Source organism: Citrobacter sp. Ce119 (assembly GCF_030334525.1).
GTDB lineage: Bacteria > Pseudomonadota > Gammaproteobacteria > Enterobacterales > Enterobacteriaceae > Citrobacter > Citrobacter europaeus.
In genome coordinates this window covers 562,710-580,416 of the sequence record NZ_JAOWDR010000047.1, presented here as the reverse complement: position 1 = coordinate 580,416, position 17,707 = coordinate 562,710, and the positions used below count along the sequence as shown (strand labels likewise).

Sequence of the window (17,707 nt, the reverse complement as noted above, 5' to 3'; positions counted from 1 at the left end):
GGCATAGACTCCTTATTCGTCCGGGGTAAGCTCGCCGCGCAGATTTTGCGTCATTGCTTCACGAATGGTCTGCGTGTCCAGTCCTTGGCTCAGTAGATAGTGCAATTTGGTGAGCGTAGCCTCGACGGTCATATCCGCGCCGCCAATCACGCCAGCATGCGCCAGGGCATTCCCCGTCGCATAGCCACCCATATTTACCTTGCCGGACATACACTGGGTCAGATTCACCACCACAATGCCACGCGAACTCGCATCTTCAAGCTCTTTCAGAAATTCTTTGTTTTGTGGGGCATTGCCCACGCCGTAGGAGCGCAATATTAACGCTTTTACCGGTTGGCGCAGGAAGTTGCGCACCACATCAGCAGAGATGCCGGGATAAATGGTGACCACGCCAATTGGTTGTGGAGTAATAGGATGAACAATCAGTTCGCCTGTGCCGTGTGGGGCTGGTGGTGTACCCAGTCGACGGATATGGATCCCGGCTTCCAGCAGCGGTGCAAGGTTAGGGGAGGCAAAGGCGTCAAAACCATCGGCGTGCGCTTTAGTGGTACGGTTGCCGCGAAACAGTCGGTTGTTGAAAAACAGGGTCACTTCATTGATCGGGTAATTTGCCGCCACGTACAGCGCATTCAGCAGATTGATTTGCCCGTCTGAACGTAGCTCTGCCAGCGGGATTTGTGACCCTGTCACAATTACCGGTTTACCCAAATTCTCCAGCATGAAAGAGAGCGCTGAAGCCGTAAACGCCATGGTGTCAGTACCGTGCAGGATGACAAAACCGTCGTAATCGTCGTAGTGCGCTTTAATGTCTTCCGCAATATGCTGCCAGTCTTCAGGCGTCATGTCGGAGGAATCCATCAGCGGGACATATTCGTGGATGGTGAAGTCTGGCATCTCTGGGCGGTGGAATTCAGGCATCAACGCCAGCTGACGCTGGAGATGACCGGAAACAGGAATATAACCCTGTTCGGAGCGCTGCATACCAATGGTACCGCCGGTATAGGCAACGTAAATCGATTTCTTTTGCATGACTTATCTTCTGTCTCAAAGAAAACCCCTCTTCATCCTGAAGAGGGGTCAATAGTTAGCGAACGTTGGCGCAGGTCAGGCAAAACGCATATCGGTTTTGCGGATCGTTAAACGCGGCCAGCTTATCGCTTTCCGCTTTTACCGCGCTCGCCGCAGAAGCAAGCGGTGGCGGGAGCATGGCCTGAATGGCTTCGGGCAGCATGGCGCGAACGGAGCCTGACATGCTGTCCATCACCATATCGACGAATGTTGGTTCGTCCTGATAATACTCAATATGCCACTGTTTCAGTTTGGCAAGCTCAGCCGCTTTCGCGACGGCGTCGTCAAAATCACCGAGGCTATCTACCAGTCCGTTGGCTTTCGCATCCTGACCGGTCCAGACGTGGCCCTGCGCGATTTTGTCAATCTGCTCAGGCGTTGTCTTACGCGCATCCGCAACCAGCGTGATAAAGCGCTTATAGCCGTTCTCAATGCTCAGTTGCATCATTTGCTGGACTTCAGACGGTAACGCTTTGGTGATGGAGATATCCGCCAGCGGGGATGTCGCCACGCCGTCGGTATGTACGCCAATAGAATCCAGACTGTTTTCGACGGTGTTGATCACACCAAAGATCCCGATTGACCCGGTCAAGGTGCTGGGGTTTGCCACAATGTAGCTGGCTGGCGTGGAGATCCAGTATCCACCAGAAGCCGCCATGCCGCCCATGGAAACGACAACCGGTTTACCCGCCGCTTTTGCCGCAGCCAGTTCAGCACGAATGACTTCAGAGGCGCTGACGCTGCCGCCAGGGCTGTTCACACGCAGCACAATCGCTTTAACTTTCGGGTCGAGACGCGCTTCGCGGATCTGTGCGGCAGTGGTGTCGCCACCCACATTTCCCGGGGTTTCTTCACCGTCCATAATCGCGCCATTCGCGAAGATAACGCCAATGCTGTCTCCGGTATCCGCTGGCGTTTTCATCGAATAATCGTAATAGCTGACGGCGCGATAGTTTTTATCCGCTTTGCTCCAGCCAAACTGTTTGGTCAGCATTTTTTCGACTTCAGCGCTGGAAGCGAGCGCATCCACCAGTTTGTTGTCGAGCGCGTATTTCGCGGTATCACCATCGACTTTCGTTAATCCGTCCAGCATCGCCTGCGCGCCAGGGAACACCTGCTGAGCAGGGATCTGGCGGTTGGCGGCGACCGTGTCGAGATAGTTCTGCCACAGCTCGCCGATCCAGCGGCTGTCCGCTTCACGCGCGGCAGGAGACATATCATCGCGGATAAACGGCTCTACGGCAGACTTATAGGTTCCGACACGGAACACGTGCGTGGAGACTTTCAGTTTGTCGAGCAGAGACTTGTAGTACAGACCGTTGGTGGCAAAGCCGTGCAGATCAACGGAACCCTGAGGAGAGAGGTAAATTTTGTTGGCAAAACTGGCGAGGTAATACTGTCCCTGGCTGAAGTTATCGCCCACGGCAAAGACCGGTTTCCCGCTGTCACGGAATTCCCGCAGCGCTTTGCCGATATACTGCATGGAGGGCTGGTCAGCCCCGGCAAAATTTTTCAGATCCATCACGATGCCGGTGATGTTGCGATCATCTTTTGCCTGACGAATGGTATTCACGATATCGAACAGGGAGTTTTCCTGCAGACGATCGGAACTGGCACCAAACAGCTGACGGCCAATCACGCTTAAACGACTGGTGCTTGAGGGTTTATCAACAATCACCCCCGAAATATCCAGCAGCAGCGCGCCTCGCTCAGCGTGTTCGCTGGTATTGCTGCTGCTGACCTGCATCCAGATGCCCACGCCAACCAGCACCAAAAAGATGAAGAACAGGTTAAGCACAAATTCACGGACGAAATTGAGTAATCGCCATGTCCATTTAAAAAATCCGGCAATAAATCGCCACAGGGTTCGCATGTATTCTCCCTACCGATTAACAACACGCCATCCCGAAATCCCGGAGAAAGGCGATAAGATGAGGCTATCGTAATGACCCGACAGGCACTTGTCAGCAGGAATCACCGCCTGTGCTGTAACAAAATCCGCTCACGTGTTAATTTTGTGAACAAATCTCATTGTTGGAGTTAAGCAAATGGATGCACTCGAATTACTTATGACCCGTCGTAGCGCCTCTCGTCTCGTCGATCCGGCCCCGGCTGGAGAGCAACTGCAAAATATTCTACGGGCGGGAATGCGCGCGCCGGACCACAAAACGCTGCAACCGTGGCAGTTCTTTGTTATTGAGGGCGAGGGACGTGAACGCTTTAGTGATGTGCTGGAAAAAGGCGCGATTGCCGCAGGCAGCGATGAGAAAGCCCAGGAAAAAGCGCGCAGCGCACCGTTTCGCGCGCCGCTGATTATTACCGTGGTGGCGAAATGTGAAGAAAACGACAAGGTTCCGTTATGGGAACAGGAAATGTCTGCCGGTTGTGCGGTGATGGCCATGCAGATGGCTGCAATTGCGCAGGGCTTTGGTGGTATCTGGCGCAGCGGCGCATTAACCGAAAGTGCGGTCGTTCGTGACGCGTTTGACTGTCGCCCGCAGGATAAAATCGTTGGTTTTCTCTATCTGGGCACACCCCAGCTCAAAGCGTCCACGACGGTTAACCTTGCCGATCCGAGCGCATTCGTCCGTTATTTCTGATATCAACGGCAAAACTGTCTGGATAATGAGCAAAGACACCCGAATTCAGACAGTCACTCTTACCACATCATGGAATGAGCGCTACCATATCCGGATTGCAATGACAGGAGATGTCCATGAGCGAGCAAGCTATTCGTTTAACGCAATACAGCCACGGAGCCGGTTGCGGTTGTAAAATTTCCCCAAAAGTGCTGGAAACCATTCTGCACAGCGAGCAGGCGAAGTTTGTTGATCCGAACTTACTGGTGGGTAATGAAACCCGAGACGACGCGGCCGTATACGATCTGGGGAACGGCACCAGCGTTATCAGCACCACCGATTTCTTTATGCCGATTGTCGATAATCCGTTTGATTTTGGCCGCATCGCTGCGACTAACGCCATCAGCGATATTTTCGCAATGGGCGGCAAACCGATTATGGCAATTGCTATTCTGGGCTGGCCGCTGGATAAGCTGGCCCCGGAAATCGCTCGCGAAGTTACCGAAGGCGGACGCTTTGCCTGCCGTCAGGCGGGTATTGCGCTGGCGGGCGGCCACTCTATCGATGCCCCAGAACCTATCTTTGGCCTTGCGGTAACCGGCATTGTGCCGACCGAACGCGTGAAGAAAAACAGCACCGCCGAGGCCGGATGTAAGTTGTTCCTGACCAAGCCGCTGGGTATTGGCGTCCTGACTACCGCAGAGAAAAAATCGCTGCTGAAAGACGAACACAAAGGACTGGCGACGGAAGTGATGTGCCGGATGAACATTGCAGGGGCGGCATTCGCCGATATCGACGGCGTGAAAGCCATGACCGACGTTACCGGTTTTGGTCTGCTGGGACATCTGAGCGAGATGTGTCAGGGCGCGGGCGTTCAGGCGCAGATCGTCTACCAGGATATTCCTAAGCTTCCTGGCGTTGAAGAATACATCGCGCAGGGCGCGGTGCCGGGCGGAACCCAGCGTAACTTTGCCAGCTACGGACACCTGATGGGTGAAATGCCGCAGCCGGTACGCGATCTGCTCTGCGATCCGCAAACTTCTGGTGGTCTGCTGCTGGCGGTAACGCCGGAAGCTGAAGCCGAAGTGAAAGCGGCGGCAGCGCAGTTTGGCATCGACCTCACCGCGATTGGTGAGTTAGTGGAAGCTCGTGGCGGTCGCGCCATGGTTGAGATCCGTTAACTCGATGCGGTTGTTTATTGCCGAAAAACCGAGTCTGGCGCGCGCTATCGCCGATGTGCTGCCGAAGCCGCATCGCAAAGGTGACGGTTTTATTGAATGCGGAAACGGACAAGTGGTGACCTGGTGCATTGGTCACCTGCTTGAGCAGGCGCAGCCAGATGCCTACGACAGTCGCTATGCTCGCTGGAGTCTGGTCGATCTGCCGATTGTCCCGGAAAAGTGGCAACTGCAGCCGCGTCCCTCGGTGACCAAACAGCTCAATGTCATTAAGCGCTTTTTACATGAGGCCAGCGAAGTCATTCACGCAGGTGACCCCGACCGTGAAGGACAACTGCTGGTGGATGAGGTACTTGATTACCTGCAACTGGCCCCTGAAAAGCGCCAGCAGGTGCAACGCTGCCTGATTAACGACCTCAACCCGCAGGCCGTCGAGCGGGCTATTGAGCGCCTGCGCGCCAACAGTGAGTTCATTCCGCTGTGCGTGTCGGCACTGGCGCGGGCGCGGGCGGACTGGCTGTACGGTATCAATATGACGCGCGCTTACACCATTCTTGGGCGTAACGCGGGCTATCAGGGCGTACTTTCGGTCGGGCGCGTACAAACGCCGGTGCTCGGCCTGGTTGTGCGTCGCGATGAAGAGATTGAAAACTTCGTCGCCAAAGATTTCTTCGAGGTAAAAGCGCATATCGTGACGCCTGCCGATGAGCGATTTACCGCTATCTGGCAACCGAGCGAAGCGTGTGAGCCGTATCAGGATGAAGAAGGGCGCTTGCTGAATCGTACCCTGGCTGAACACGTGGTAAACCGCATTAACGGCCAGCCGGCGATAGTCACCAGTTATAACGATAAACGGGAATCAGAATCTGCGCCGCTGCCGTTTTCGCTGTCGGCGTTGCAGATTGAAGCGGCGAAACGCTTCGGCTTAAGTGCGCAAAACGTTCTGGATATCTGCCAGAAGCTGTATGAAACCCATAAGCTGATTACCTATCCGCGTTCGGATAGCCGTTATTTGCCGGAAGAACACTTTGCCGGACGTCACGCGGTGTTGAACGCGATTAGCGTTCATGCCCCCGATTTGCTCCCGCAACCAGCGGTCAATCCTGATACGCGAAACCGCTGCTGGGACGATAAAAAAGTGGATGCGCACCACGCCATCATTCCTACCGCACGCAGTTCGTCCATCAACCTGAACGATAACGAAGCGAAAATTTACAACCTGATTGCCCGTCAGTATCTGATGCAGTTCTGTGCGGACGCGGTCTTCAGGAAGTGCGTTATTGAGTTGGATATCGCCAAAGGAAAGTTTGTCGCCAAAGCGCGTTTTCTGGCGGAGGCCGGATGGCGCACGCTGCTTGGCAACAAAGAGCGCGATGAAGATAACGACGGGACGCCGCTGCCGGTGGTGGCAAAAGACGATGAGCTGCTGTGCGAAAAAGGCGAAGTGGTTGAACGTCAGACCCAGCCCCCGCGGCACTTTACTGATGCCACGCTGCTGTCAGCGATGACCGGGATTGCGCGCTTTGTGCAGGATAAAGATCTGAAAAAGATCCTGCGTGCCACGGATGGATTAGGAACGGAAGCGACGCGCGCCGGGATTATCGAGCTGCTGTTTAAACGCGGATTCCTGGTAAAAAAAGGGCGTTATATCCATTCTACCGACGCGGGAAAAGCGCTGTTTCACTCGCTGCCCGAAATGGCGACGCGTCCGGACATGACCGCGCACTGGGAATCTATCCTGACCCAAATCAGTGAAAAGCAGTGTCGTTATCAGGACTTCATGCAGCCGTTGGTGGGAACGCTGTATCAGCTTATCGATCAGGCGCGCAGCACGCCGGTACGACGCTTCCGTGGCATTGCCGCTCCGGGCGGTAGTGGTGGCGATAAGAAAAAGAGCGCGCCGCGTAAACGTACGGCGAAAAAAAGCCCGCCATCCGAAGAGGCAGGCGTGTAAGTCTGTAGGCCTGATAAGCGTAGCGCCATCAGGCTTTGCCGGATGCGGCACTCGCGCCTTATCCGGCCTACGGATCTACAGAGACAATATTAAATCACACCCTGGCCCAACATCGCGTCGGCAACTTTCACGAATCCCGCGATGTTGGCGCCACGTACGTAGTTGGTTTGCTTGCTTTCGCCGCCATACTCGACGCAGGCATGGTGAATATCCAGCATGATGTGATGCAGACGCGCATCCACTTTCTCCGCCTTCCAGCCCAGACGAGCGGCGTTTTGCGCCATTTCCAGACCAGATGTCGCTACGCCACCGGCGTTGGCTGCTTTACCCGGTGCGAACAGGACGCCCGCTTCGAGGAACAGGTCGGTGGCTTCGATGGTGGTCGGCATGTTGGCCCCTTCGGCGACAGCTTTCACACCGTTGGCGATCAGCACGCGCGCCGCATCGACATCCAGTTCGTTCTGAGTGGCGCACGGCAGGGCGATATCAACCGGAACCGACCACGGCTGTTTGCCTTCCAGATAGGTCAGGCCAAACTCACGAGCGTAATCCGCCACGCGACCGTCACGGCTGTCTTTGATCGCGCACAGACGCGCCAGTTTTTCTTTGGTAAAGCCGCTTTCGTCAACCACGGTACCGCTGGAATCGGAGGCGGTAACGACGCGGGCGCCAAACTCCATAGCTTTTTCAATGGCGAATTGCGCCACGTTACCGGAACCAGAGACCGCTACGCGCATGCCTTCAAAGCCCAGACCATGGCGTTTCAGCATTGCTTCGGTGAAGTACACAAGGCCGTAGCCGGTGGCTTCCGGGCGAATCAGGCTGCCGCCAAAAGAGAGACCTTTACCGGTAAAGACACAGGCGCTGTTGTTGGACAGTTTTTTCATCATCCCGGCCATAAAGCCGACTTCACGACCGCCCACCCCGATATCGCCCGCCGGAACGTCGGTATCGGGGCCTAAATGGCGGAACAGTTCGGTCATCAGCGCCTGGCAGAAGCGCATGATTTCGCCTTCGCTTTTCCCTTTCGGATCGAAATCGCTCCCGCCTTTACCACCGCCCATTGGTAACGTGGTGAGGGCGTTCTTAAACGTCTGCTCGAAGCCAAGGAATTTCAGGATCGACAGATTCACGGAAGGGTGAAAACGCATACCGCCTTTGTACGGGCCAATGGCGGAGCTGAACTGCACACGCCACGCGCGGTTAACCTGTACCTGATTGCGATCGTCCAGCCAGACTACGCGGAACTGGATCACGCGCTCCGGTTCAACCAGACGTTCCAGCAATGACATCTGACGATAACGTGGGTTTTGTTCGAGGAAGGGCCACAGTGTCGTCATTACCTCACGAACGGCTTGCGCGAACTCGGTCTGATTCGGGTCGCGCTTTTGCACATGGTTAAGGAATGACTCCAGAGAACATGTCTGATCCATAGATATAAGAACCTCTTATGTATTGATATGGTTATATTTTTGATTTTTGTGTTAAGTGTTTTGCAGTTTTTGACTATAACATCAGCAGTGTGACGGGACGCAAGAAAAAATTAACCCCGCTAAGTAAATTAATATTGCGCCGCGGGTCATAACCAAAAACGATGACGGAAGGGGCTAAAGTTTCTGCCGATTTATACCGTTATACTGAGCATAACTGTCAGTCAAAAAGGAAAGAATATGCGCCGTTTAATCGTGGCAGGAGCGTTGGCAATAATGTCCAGCGCGACGCTGGCAAATCAGCTTTATCGCCCGGACGTGCAGGTGAATGTGCCGCCGGAAGTATTCAGTTCCAGCGGTCAGCGGGCGCAACCCTGTAGTCAGTGCTGTATTTATCAGGATCAAAACTACTCAGAAGGGGCGGTGATTAAGGCGGATGGCGTTCTGTTGCAGTGCCAGCGTGATGATAAAACGATCAGCACGAATCCGCTGGTCTGGCGGCGCGTAAAAGGATAAACGCTTCTAACAACGGGATATCGGCAGGTGCCAGCGGATAACGCAGCGCCTCTTCGGGTGAACACCAGACGATATCCTGATGCTCATACGCCTTCAGTTCTCCCTGATATGACGGCACATGCCAGGCATGTAAGTGAATCAGTCGGCCTGAAACCTCGCGTTGATGGCTGGCAATGTAGTGCCCAACGACCGCCTCGATGCCCAACTCTTCACGCAGTTCACGGACCAGCGCCTCGGGCTGACTTTCGCCAGACTCAACCTTACCGCCGGCAAACTCCCACATACCTGACTGATCCGCATGCTGCGGACGTTGAGCCAGTAAAATTTTGCCATCACGTTCTATGATAGCGGCGACCACGTCGAGGGTTTTCATTATATTCATCAAGATCTAACGGCAGAAAGTGACATACTATCGTTATCTTCGTTTTATCTAAAGTATTCAGGAGCAACCGTTGAACGATCCTCAGTCGTGGGTAAAACCGTTAACGCGTATCCCTTTCAGTTTAAAACCGCTCGTTGCGACGCAGAAAAAGCATTATGGCGATGTGCTGCATCCCACGCGCTGGTGGGGGCGGATGCCATTTCTGTTCTGGCTGGTAGCGCTGTTTGTTGGATTTCTGGAGCGTAAAAAGGCGCGCTTAACGCCGGTGATGCGCGCATTGCTAATGACCCGCGTATCTCAGGTGTGCCACTGCGCTTTCTGCGTTGATGCCAACAGTTTACGGCTGGCTGAACGCTGCGGCGCGCTGGATAAAGTCTTGCAGGTTGCCAACTGGCAAGAATCGACGCTGTTCAGTGCAGAAGAGCGCGTAGCGCTGGCCTATGCGGATGCGGTGACCGCAACGCCTCCACAGGTTGACGATGCGCTGAAAGCGCAGATGAAGCAGTATTTTACCGATACCGCCATCACTGAAATGACCGCGCTGATTGCGTTTCAAAATCTCTCGGCGCGTTTTAATGCCGCACTCGATATCCCCTCCCAGGGACTGTGCGACAGTTATAAAGGACGCCCGCATGCTTGACCGTCATCTTCACCCGCGATTAAAACCGCTTTTGCATCGCTGCGTGGGGGTCATTGATAAACCCGCGATTACTCCGGACGGACTTACGCTTGTCGGTTTTGCCATTGGTGTGCTGGCGTTGCCATTTCTGGCGCTAGGCTGGTATCTGGCGGCGCTGGTGGCCATTGTGCTCAATCGGCTGTTTGATGGGCTGGATGGGGCGCTGGCTCGGCGTAGAGGGCTTACCGATGCGGGAGGATTTCTCGATATCTCGCTTGATTTTCTGTTTTACGCTTTAGTGCCGTTTGGTTTTATTCTTGCCGCACCGGCGCAAAATGCGCTGGCAGGCGGCTGGCTGCTGTTCGCGTTTATTGGCACCGGCAGCAGCTTTCTCGCCTTCGCCGCGCTGGCGGCTAAGCATCAGATAGATAACCCTGGCTACGCGCATAAATCGTTTTATTATCTGGGTGGGCTGACCGAAGGAACCGAGACGATTTTGCTGTTTGTGGTGGGATGTCTGTTCCCGGAATATTTTGCCGTGCTGGCGTGGATCTTTGGCGCGCTGTGCTGGATGACGACGTTCACCCGGATCTGGAGCGGGTATCTGACGCTGAAAGCGGTTCAGCGTCAGGCGTAATGTATTGCGTTGCCGGATGCGCTTATCCGGCAATCGTGACCATTTTACTTGCTGGCGTCCGGACCCCGTTCACCGCGGGCGACCGGGTTTTTCGGATTACTGCTCCACTCATACCAGCCGCCGTCGTAAACAGAGACGTTTTTCCAGCCCATCGCGCGGGCATACATAAACGTTTCTGAAGCACGCCAGCCGGTGCCGCAGTAGAAAGAAACCTGCTGGTCTGGCGTGATATTCCACTGTTTCCACATGGCGGCGATGTCATCCGCGCTGCGCATGGTGCCATCCGGATTATGGAAATCTTCCATATGCGTGGAATCGCTGCCTGCGTGGCCCCAGCGTGCGCCTGCGATCTCACCTTTTGGCTTGATGTAGCTATAGCCGCTGGTAGTACCGATAAACTCCGGCCATGAACGAATGCTCACCAACGACGCATCCTGTCGATGCAGCAGGCCGCGAGCCTGTTCCATATCCAGCATCAACTGCGGCTGGGCAGGAATTTTCACGCCGAAATCAGGTTCTGGCTTCACCGTCGGCGGAGTACCACGTTCGACCGGTAAACCTGAGTCGGACCAGGTTTGCCAGCCGCCGTCGAGTAGACGAACATCTTTCACGCCTGCGTACAGCATAATTTGCGCCACGCGCGCGGCGGCATAAACATCGCGTCCATATAAAATCACCGTGGTGTCGTGGCGGATACCGTGTTTCGCCAGCATCGCTTTGAGCTGCTCGTCGGAAACTTTATTCCACAGTGGTTCGCTTTCGACTTCGTTGGTATCAATATAGCCCGCACCGGGGATATGGCTCAGCAGATACAACTTCGGCGCGCCCCAGGCGGCTTCAATCACTTTCCAGTCACCGGTCGGTTTGGCAGTCACGTCTTTACCCTGCTGCAGGTCGTGCAGCCACTGCGGGTAAACCAGTTGTTCGAAGTGCGGCAGACGTTGCAGACGGGCAGGGTCCGTAAACGCATCGCTGAGGGTTGAGATATGGCTAAAGCCGACTTTCTGCAGGCGGGATTTGACGGCCTGCATGTCGCTATCGCTGCCATACAGCGCCACCGGCGCGTCGGTTTTCAGCTGATGTGACTTAACCCAGGCGCTGAGTTGTGCATCATTCATCGTGTCGAGCCAGGCGGCAGACAGGTTCAGCGCGGAAGGTTCGTGTCCTGAAGGACCATTGAGCGACTGCGGCCAGCCGTTGTAAAAAGCGCTCTGACGGGTATCGATCGCCGCGCCTTGCTTTTGCTGTAACTGGTTGAGGGTGAGCGTTTGTGCTGTTTCAGCAGCCCAGGATGAAGCGCAAGCGAGCCCTAAAGCCAGTGCCAGCGCGGTCATTTGAGAAACACGTTTCATCGAATAGCCCGACGTTGAAAAAAGAGGACGACATTCTGTGCCGCCAGTGAAGTAAAAACCTTGCGTTAACGCAGCATATCGCTACATTCACGCCCAGCTTTCCATCTGTAATACACGGCCTGCGGGCGGAACGTCCTGCGCGTCATGGGTAACCTGGACCACCGGTATACCCAGCTTACGGACTTCAGTGAAGACCCACTGGCGAAAGGTATCGCGCAGTGACGCATCCAGCCTGCTAAAGGGTTCATCGAGTAACAGCGCCTGAGGCTGCGCCAGCAGCGCGCGAAGCAGGGCGACGCGCGAACGCTGCCCACCGGAGAGCGAAGCCGGATCGCGTGAATAAAATCCTGACAGGTCCGCGCGAGCGAGGGCGCTTTCTACCTCATGACGCCTGGCGGGACCTTGCAGGCTGGCGGGTAAGGCCAGCAGTAAATTCTGCCCAACGCTGAAATGGTCAAACAGCAGCGCATCCTGGAACAGGATGCCAATCTGGCGCTGCGCGGTAGGCAGGGTGTCAATGCGTCGTTCGTTGAGCCACAGTTCGCCTGACGCCTGAAACTGAGGAGACAGCGCTCCGATCATCCACGAAAATAGCGAAGACTTTCCGCTGCCGGAAGGCCCCATAATAGTGACAATGTCACTTTTATTTACCTGAAAATTAACGTCCTTCACCAGCGCTGTCGCGCCCTGGTACAACGAAACGTCTCGTACGGTAAGCATTAGCGGAGTCCTTGTCGAAAGCGGCCAATCCACGCAGCGAGAAACGCCGTGAGTGCGAAAACTAACAGTGGTAACAGAAGCTGCCATAATGCCTGGGTCGCCAGAATCGCGGTGCTACCACCGCTGCTTAATGCCACCGCTTCGGTGGTCAGCGTCGGATAGCGTCCGGCACCTAACCACAGCGTCGGCATATACTGGGCAATACTGACTGAGAATCCTACCGCGAAGGCAATCAGCGCCGGGCGCACTAGCAGTGGGCATTTCACCTGCCAGAATATCCGCCCCCGCGTCCAGCCCAGCGTTTGTGCAATCAAAATCAATCGCGGATCAATGCGTTGCCACGCCGGTTTGAGAACAAACAGCATCCATGGCATCACCCACAGCAGGTGGCTCCATACAATGGTCGTCATCAGCCCATCCTGTCCGCCATATAATGCCAACAGGTACTGTCCGGTCACCAGCGGCAGCGCAGGCAAAATGAGCGGTAGCCAGACCCAGCGGTGTCCGGTTTGTGGACCCCATTCCAGCCAGGCAAACAGTATCAGCAGCGCCAGCACGCTGGAAAGGAGTCCCAGTTGCAGGCTGTTGCTGAGCGCCTCGCTGTTTAGCGAGGAATAGTTGGCGAGAAGCGCCAGCACCAGCGCACATACCACACCGCTCAGGGGTAAAAGCTGTACCAGCGGGCGTGCGGCCGTAGCGGATGAAAAACGCAGGCGTTCACCGTTGACTGCCGGAATAGTGCGTCGCCAGATGCGCCAGAACAAATAACCCGCCAGCGCAATAATGAGAAGTAACAACACCAGCAGCAGGCTGGCGAGCGCACCTTTAGCCTGCTGTTCAACATCGCCCTGACTGAGCCATTGCCAGCTCAATACGGCAAGCGTTGGCGGATTGCCGGGGCCAAGAACGATTGCCACATCCACAACGGAGAGTGACCAGGCGACAATCGCCAGCATAGCTTTGCCCAACGCCGGGGCGATAGCGGGCAGAACCAGCCACTTCAGGCATTGCAGTCGGCTGTAACCCAGCGAATCCAGCACGATAACCTGCTGCGAAAGTTGTTTTTCACTTAGCAGGGCCGAGAGGATCCATAACAAAAAGGCGCTCTCTTTCACGGCCAGCGTCACGCCAAGTCCAATGCCGTAGCGATCCGGCTGGGGGCTGAAAAACGCAAGCCATTGCCAGAGCAGGCCGCCTTCGGCAAAAACTAACAGCACGCTGGTGGCAAAGGCAACGTGCGGAATTGCCAGCAGCCAGGGAAGACGCGTATACAGACGTACCCAGCCAGCGCCGGGCCACAGGGCGAGGATTGCCAGCAGAGCGATGAGCAGCGCGCCGCCAGCCGCGAGGATTACGGAAACCAGCGTTGCCAGTAACGCCTGCGGGAATTGAGGATCGGTGACTAACGCCAGCCAGTGTGCGGTGTTAAGCGCCGGTGCTATCAGCGACAATGCCGCTGGCGCCAGCGGCAGATATACTGCCGCCATAATGGCCCAGAGTAGCAGTATTAATGCGTACCGTAGCGGCGTAGCCATTCTTGTTCCAGAGCGTTTACCCAGGCTGCATGCGGTTCTGGCAGTACGGCAGGGAGTCCTTGCGGGATCCGTGCCAGCAGCGCATTACGCTGTTCGACAGGTAATTTTTGTGGATCAAGCACCGAAGGATCCCCCCAGACAGTCGGGTCGGCTTTGCGCAGTTGCGCTTCGGGCGAAAGCAGGTAGTTTGCCACGACTTTCGCTCCGGCGCTGGCGCGCGCATTCGCCGGAATGGTGACAAAATGCACGTTGCCGAGCATGCCCTGTGAGAAACCAAAACTATAGCTGCTTTTGGGCAATTCGCCGCTGGCCACTTTTTGCTGTGCGTGGGCAGGGTTAAAGGTTATTGAGAAACGCAGAACGCCACTATTAAGCAGCGCATCCATTCGCGCAGGCGTGGGCGGAAAGTCTTTGCCTTCGCGCCAGAGTACAGGGTGCAACGCATCAAGATAGTGCCATAACGGGGCAGTAACGTCGGCGAAGGTGGTTGCATCGGGAGCGATTTTCAACGCTTGCGGTTTGGTGGTGAGCGATAGTAACAACTGCTCAAGAAACGCTGTTCCGGTAAAATCTGGCGGGCGCGGATAGGTCACGGTACCGGGGTGCGCCTGCGCGAACTCCAGAAGCGCCTGCGGGGATTGCGGCGGCTGCGCGGTGAGGTCGCGCCTGGCAATAAAGGTTAGCTGGGCGCCGCCCCACGGTGATTCAGCCCCCTCCGTTGGAACGGAGAAATCTTCCGTCACCGGTTTTTGGGTATCAACATAGCGCCAGTTAGGCAGCGTTTGCGCCCACTGAGTTTGCAGCAGTCCGGCTTCTTTCAGCGTACGGAAGTTTTCGCCGTTAACCCACAGTAAATCGACAGAGCCACCGGTTTTTCGCCCGGATGTCGCTTCCGTCTGAATGCGTTTTACGGCGTCGGCAGCATCCGCCAGGCGCACGATTTTTAGGTTAATGGCGTAGTGCGTTTTCATCTCACCGCTAACCCAGTCGAGATACTGATTAACTGCATTGTCGCCACCCCAGGCGTTGAACCACACCGTCTGACCGCGGGCATCTTTTTTGATTTGCTGCCAGGTGGCGTCCTGGGCAAACGTCGCCAGCGGGCAGAGCAACAAACTCAGGCACAATAAGCAGTAACGCATAATATCTCCATTGCTAAAAATGGGGGAAGTCTCAGGTTTTTTTCCGTTGATGCTCAAGATAAAGGCTTCTCGCCACGGATATCACTACGCTCAGGGCGAACAGAATGAACAGGCCGGTAACAAACCAAAATGTGCCGCCGGTTAACAGGCTACCCGCCCACGAATAGACGATAGTGGCAGGTAATTGTCCGATGCCGGTGGCGATGAAAAAATGGCGAAAGCGAATCGAGGTCAGGCCTGCTGCATAACTTACCGGGTCGAAGGGCACAAAAGGTAACAGGCGACAGACCAAAATTGTATGCTTGCCATAGCGCTCGAAAAAAGCGTCCATGCTGTTTAGCACCGTTTTTCCGGTCAGTTTTTCCACCGCGCCGCGACCTAAAACGCGGGCAATAAAAAAGCACAGCGCCGCACCCACCATCGCGCTGCTCCAGGACAGTACGCCGCCCCAAAATGCGCCAAACAGTGAGGCATTGGCAAACGTAATAACAAAGGCAGGAAGGGGCGCGACGATGGCCTGCAGGATCATCAGGAAGAACGACACCACCGCGGCCTGGGTTCCGTAAGAACGAATGAAGTTCTCAACAGCATGCTGATCGAGCGTAGCAAACGCCGCCAGGCTGGCGTGGAGAAAGTCGCTCACGCCTGGTATCCACGCCCATGCGATTAGCGCGAGCAGCAGCAGAGCAAGCAAGCTTACCCGGTAATAGCGTGTCAGCCGCGGTGTATTCATTTTGAACATTTACCCGCGCACTCATGCCGGGACGATGGATCGATATGCTTATACCTAGCCCAGGCTTTGGCGGCCTGAACAAGGGCGAATAACACCAGCCCCGCAATGCTGAGCGTACCGATAAATGCCCAGCTAATCCCTTCGCTGGCCAGTTCGTGCGACATCAGCGTATAAATGAAGATGCCGGGCAAGGTGGTTACCGCAGATATCACGGTAAATGACCAGAACGGAATCGCCGTCAGCCCATAAGCGTAGTTTTGAATGTTATAGGGGAACAGCGGCACGAGCCGGGTCAGGATCAGAAAGTCTACTCCGCTATGGGCAATGCCTTTTTCGATAGCCTGAAACGTCGCTGTGTGCCCAACGTATTTTTGCAGTAGATCCCGACCAAGCCAGCGAGCCAGCAAAAACGACAGCGCCGAGGCAACGGTTGCCGCCACTAACGAGATGAGCGTTCCTGTCACGGGACCAAATAGCACCCCGCCGACGATCACCAGGATACTGCCTGGGATCAGACACAGCGCAGCAACAATAAACAACAGGATATAAAGCGTATAGCCGAACATACCGCTTTGGCGGATGACGTCTCGTAAATGATGGAAATTGGTTATCAGGTCGGTCAGACCATAATGATGGAAAACTCCCGTCAGAACGCAGAACAGGACCGCGACAATCAGCAGCCGGTATTCTGCTTTATGCGAACTTCTTTTTCATGGGGGTTCTCCTGTAAAACCGAGTGCAATGCAGCATTTTCGTCAGCGAAAAGTGCGCGGGAAGATATAATAAATTCCCGGCCGTAACAATGTATTACCGTCGCTTTATTGATTTTGCACAGAATAAACAGACTCTCCAGGCCGGGCCCGGAGAGTGAAAAGACGAAGAAGGTCAGACGCGGAATTTAGCCCATACAGGCGCATGATCGGACGGTTTTTCCATGCTGCGAATTTCATAGTCGATGCCGGTTTCTTCGCAGCGCTCCGCCAGTGGGTTGCTCGCCAGCAGAAGATCGATACGCAGGCCACGGTTATCGTCAAAGCCTTTTGAGCGGTAATCAAACCACGAGAACTGGTCGTTCTTTTCAGGATAAGCGTGGCGATAGGTATCTACCAGACCCCAGCCCAGCAGGCGCTCCATCCACTCGCGCTCTTCCGGCAGGAAGGAACATTTACCGGTCCGCAGCCAGCGTTTACGGTTCTCTTCGCCGATGCCGATATCGAGGTCGGTAGGGCTGATATTCATATCGCCCATGATCAACACCGGATTGTCGCGTTTCAGTTCTGTCTCCAGATAGTTTTGTAGGTTCTGATAAAACGCGGCTTTGGCCGGGAATTTAGTTTCATGGTCACGGCTTTCGCCCTGCGGGAAATAGCCGTTGATCACCGTGATGCTGCCCAGCGGGGATGGAATTTCCGCCATGATGATACGACGCTGCGCTTCCTCGCCATCGCCCGGGAAGCCACGACGCACCGCGATTGGCGTTTCTTTCGTTAACAGCGCCACGCCGTAATGACCTTTCTGTCCATGATAAAAGACGTTGTAACCGAGCTTTGCTACCTCTTCGAGAGGGAACATATCGTCGTGGACCTTTGTCTCCTGTAAGCCAATAACATCCGGTTGGTGTTTTTCGACAATGGCTGCCAGTTGATGGGGACGGGCGCGCAGGCCGTTGATATTAAAAGAGACAAATTTCATAGTCGCTGCCACTTTGCAAGATGAATAGTGCAAGGATGGTAGCAGAATTTCCGCAGGCTGACTGCTTCTTGTCACCTGATTCCAACAATGATTGCTAATGGCGTTAACGATGGAGCAAAAACTGCACCGTTTTGGCGCGAAGCGCGTCGGAATAGGGCAATAATTTCCGA

At 55.1% G+C, this 17,707-nt stretch carries 17 protein-coding genes; 6 read left to right on the top strand and 11 right to left on the bottom strand.

Features of this window, described 5'->3' with window-relative positions; all coding sequences use genetic code 11:
• Nucleotides 1-12: 12 nt before the first annotated feature.
• Both ansA and sppA read right to left on the bottom strand, forming a co-directional pair.
• Nucleotides 13-1,029 (bottom strand): asparaginase, encoded by a 1,017-nt coding sequence (gene ansA, locus OGV80_RS11500; protein ID WP_043016631.1) that lies wholly within the window; start codon nt 1,027-1,029, stop codon nt 13-15.
• A 55-nt stretch (nt 1,030-1,084) separates the two neighbouring features.
• The gene (gene sppA / locus OGV80_RS11495) at nt 1,085-2,941 is read right to left on the bottom strand and encodes a signal peptide peptidase SppA (RefSeq protein ID WP_286514930.1); all 1,857 of its coding nucleotides are present in this window, start codon (nt 2,939-2,941) and stop codon (nt 1,085-1,087) included.
• A 175-nt stretch (nt 2,942-3,116) separates the two neighbouring features.
• Between sppA and OGV80_RS11490 the strand changes: the two genes are divergently transcribed.
• From OGV80_RS11490 to topB, 3 genes are all read left to right on the top strand, one after another.
• A complete protein-coding gene (locus tag OGV80_RS11490) occupies nt 3,117-3,668 on the top strand; it encodes an NAD(P)H nitroreductase (protein ID WP_047411778.1) in 552 nt (183 codons plus the stop codon).
• Nucleotides 3,669-3,784: 116 nt separating this feature from the next.
• The gene (gene selD, locus OGV80_RS11485; RefSeq protein WP_286514929.1) at nt 3,785-4,828 is read left to right on the top strand and encodes a selenide, water dikinase SelD; all 1,044 of its coding nucleotides are present in this window, start codon (nt 3,785-3,787) and stop codon (nt 4,826-4,828) included.
• Nucleotides 4,829-4,832: 4 nt separating this feature from the next.
• Nucleotides 4,833-6,779 (top strand): DNA topoisomerase III, encoded by a 1,947-nt coding sequence (gene topB / locus OGV80_RS11480; RefSeq protein WP_043016627.1) that lies wholly within the window; start codon nt 4,833-4,835, stop codon nt 6,777-6,779.
• Between the two features lie 89 nt (nt 6,780-6,868).
• Here topB and gdhA read toward each other — a convergent pair whose 3' ends face one another.
• A complete protein-coding gene (gene gdhA / locus OGV80_RS11475; RefSeq protein ID WP_003832501.1) occupies nt 6,869-8,212 on the bottom strand; it encodes an NADP-specific glutamate dehydrogenase in 1,344 nt (447 codons plus the stop codon).
• Between the two features lie 237 nt (nt 8,213-8,449).
• On the opposite strand from gdhA, the gene OGV80_RS11470 reads away from it, so the two are divergent.
• Nucleotides 8,450-8,725 carry a YnjH family protein gene (locus tag OGV80_RS11470; protein ID WP_043016626.1) on the top strand — a complete coding sequence of 92 codons (276 nt, stop codon included), beginning with the start codon at nt 8,450-8,452 and terminating at the stop codon, nt 8,723-8,725.
• On the opposite strand, the gene OGV80_RS11465 is transcribed toward OGV80_RS11470, so the two are convergent.
• Entirely contained in the window at nt 8,685-9,098 is a 414-nt protein-coding gene (locus tag OGV80_RS11465) for a pyrimidine (deoxy)nucleoside triphosphate diphosphatase (protein WP_087053174.1), read from the bottom strand. The two genes, OGV80_RS11470 and OGV80_RS11465, sit on opposite strands and share 41 nt — an antisense overlap.
• A gap of 79 nt (nt 9,099-9,177) precedes the next feature.
• On the opposite strand from OGV80_RS11465, the gene OGV80_RS11460 reads away from it, so the two are divergent.
• Nucleotides 9,178-9,747, top strand: a complete 570-nt coding sequence (locus OGV80_RS11460; RefSeq protein WP_043016624.1) for a carboxymuconolactone decarboxylase family protein — start codon at nt 9,178-9,180, stop codon at nt 9,745-9,747.
• The gene (locus tag OGV80_RS11455) at nt 9,740-10,363 is read left to right on the top strand and encodes a CDP-alcohol phosphatidyltransferase family protein (RefSeq protein ID WP_087053175.1); all 624 of its coding nucleotides are present in this window, start codon (nt 9,740-9,742) and stop codon (nt 10,361-10,363) included. The genes OGV80_RS11460 and OGV80_RS11455 overlap by 8 nt, the downstream gene beginning before the upstream one ends.
• A 44-nt stretch (nt 10,364-10,407) precedes the next feature.
• Here the strand turns inward: OGV80_RS11455 and OGV80_RS11450 are convergent, their stop codons facing one another.
• The 7 genes from OGV80_RS11450 to xthA form a co-directional block, all read right to left on the bottom strand.
• The gene (locus tag OGV80_RS11450) at nt 10,408-11,715 is read right to left on the bottom strand and encodes a sulfurtransferase (RefSeq protein WP_087053176.1); all 1,308 of its coding nucleotides are present in this window, start codon (nt 11,713-11,715) and stop codon (nt 10,408-10,410) included.
• A gap of 87 nt (nt 11,716-11,802) precedes the next feature.
• Nucleotides 11,803-12,435 carry an ATP-binding cassette domain-containing protein gene (locus OGV80_RS11445; protein WP_047411753.1) on the bottom strand — a complete coding sequence of 211 codons (633 nt, stop codon included), beginning with the start codon at nt 12,433-12,435 and terminating at the stop codon, nt 11,803-11,805.
• Nucleotides 12,435-13,970 carry an ABC transporter permease family protein gene (locus OGV80_RS11440; protein WP_087053177.1) on the bottom strand — a complete coding sequence of 512 codons (1,536 nt, stop codon included), beginning with the start codon at nt 13,968-13,970 and terminating at the stop codon, nt 12,435-12,437. The genes OGV80_RS11445 and OGV80_RS11440 overlap by 1 nt, the downstream gene beginning before the upstream one ends.
• The gene (locus OGV80_RS11435) at nt 13,943-15,112 is read right to left on the bottom strand and encodes an ABC transporter substrate-binding protein (protein WP_087053178.1); all 1,170 of its coding nucleotides are present in this window, start codon (nt 15,110-15,112) and stop codon (nt 13,943-13,945) included. Before OGV80_RS11435 ends, OGV80_RS11440 begins: the two co-directional genes overlap by 28 nt.
• Before the next feature lie 31 nt (nt 15,113-15,143).
• Nucleotides 15,144-15,854 carry a TVP38/TMEM64 family protein gene (locus OGV80_RS11430; RefSeq protein ID WP_087053179.1) on the bottom strand — a complete coding sequence of 237 codons (711 nt, stop codon included), beginning with the start codon at nt 15,852-15,854 and terminating at the stop codon, nt 15,144-15,146.
• Nucleotides 15,842-16,507 carry a TVP38/TMEM64 family protein gene (locus OGV80_RS11425; protein ID WP_167373451.1) on the bottom strand — a complete coding sequence of 222 codons (666 nt, stop codon included), beginning with the start codon at nt 16,505-16,507 and terminating at the stop codon, nt 15,842-15,844. The genes OGV80_RS11430 and OGV80_RS11425 overlap by 13 nt, the downstream gene beginning before the upstream one ends.
• Before the next feature lie 223 nt (nt 16,508-16,730).
• The gene (gene xthA / locus OGV80_RS11420; protein ID WP_043016615.1) at nt 16,731-17,537 is read right to left on the bottom strand and encodes an exodeoxyribonuclease III; all 807 of its coding nucleotides are present in this window, start codon (nt 17,535-17,537) and stop codon (nt 16,731-16,733) included.
• Between the last annotated feature and the right edge of the window lie 170 nt (nt 17,538-17,707).

Bases quoted from the DNA above. Each gene is read 5' to 3' on its own strand.
- ansA (WP_043016631.1), bottom strand. From the start codon at position 1,029: ATGCAAAAGAAATCGATTTACGTTGCCTATACCGGCGGTACCATTGGT.
- sppA (WP_286514930.1), bottom strand. From the start codon at position 2,941: ATGCGAACCCTGTGGCGATTTATTGCCGGATTTTTTAAATGGACATGG.
- OGV80_RS11490 (WP_047411778.1), top strand. From the start codon at position 3,117: ATGGATGCACTCGAATTACTTATGACCCGTCGTAGCGCCTCTCGTCTC.
- selD (WP_286514929.1), top strand. From the start codon at position 3,785: ATGAGCGAGCAAGCTATTCGTTTAACGCAATACAGCCACGGAGCCGGT.
- topB (WP_043016627.1), top strand. From the start codon at position 4,833: ATGCGGTTGTTTATTGCCGAAAAACCGAGTCTGGCGCGCGCTATCGCC.
- gdhA (WP_003832501.1), bottom strand. From the start codon at position 8,212: ATGGATCAGACATGTTCTCTGGAGTCATTCCTTAACCATGTGCAAAAG.
- OGV80_RS11470 (WP_043016626.1), top strand. From the start codon at position 8,450: ATGCGCCGTTTAATCGTGGCAGGAGCGTTGGCAATAATGTCCAGCGCG.
- OGV80_RS11465 (WP_087053174.1), bottom strand. From the start codon at position 9,098: ATGAAAACCCTCGACGTGGTCGCCGCTATCATAGAACGTGATGGCAAA.
- OGV80_RS11455 (WP_087053175.1), top strand. From the start codon at position 9,740: ATGCTTGACCGTCATCTTCACCCGCGATTAAAACCGCTTTTGCATCGC.
- OGV80_RS11450 (WP_087053176.1), bottom strand. From the start codon at position 11,715: ATGAAACGTGTTTCTCAAATGACCGCGCTGGCACTGGCTTTAGGGCTC.
- OGV80_RS11445 (WP_047411753.1), bottom strand. From the start codon at position 12,435: ATGCTTACCGTACGAGACGTTTCGTTGTACCAGGGCGCGACAGCGCTG.
- OGV80_RS11440 (WP_087053177.1), bottom strand. From the start codon at position 13,970: ATGGCTACGCCGCTACGGTACGCATTAATACTGCTACTCTGGGCCATT.
- OGV80_RS11435 (WP_087053178.1), bottom strand. From the start codon at position 15,112: ATGCGTTACTGCTTATTGTGCCTGAGTTTGTTGCTCTGCCCGCTGGCG.
- OGV80_RS11430 (WP_087053179.1), bottom strand. From the start codon at position 15,854: ATGTTCAAAATGAATACACCGCGGCTGACACGCTATTACCGGGTAAGC.
- xthA (WP_043016615.1), bottom strand. From the start codon at position 17,537: ATGAAATTTGTCTCTTTTAATATCAACGGCCTGCGCGCCCGTCCCCAT.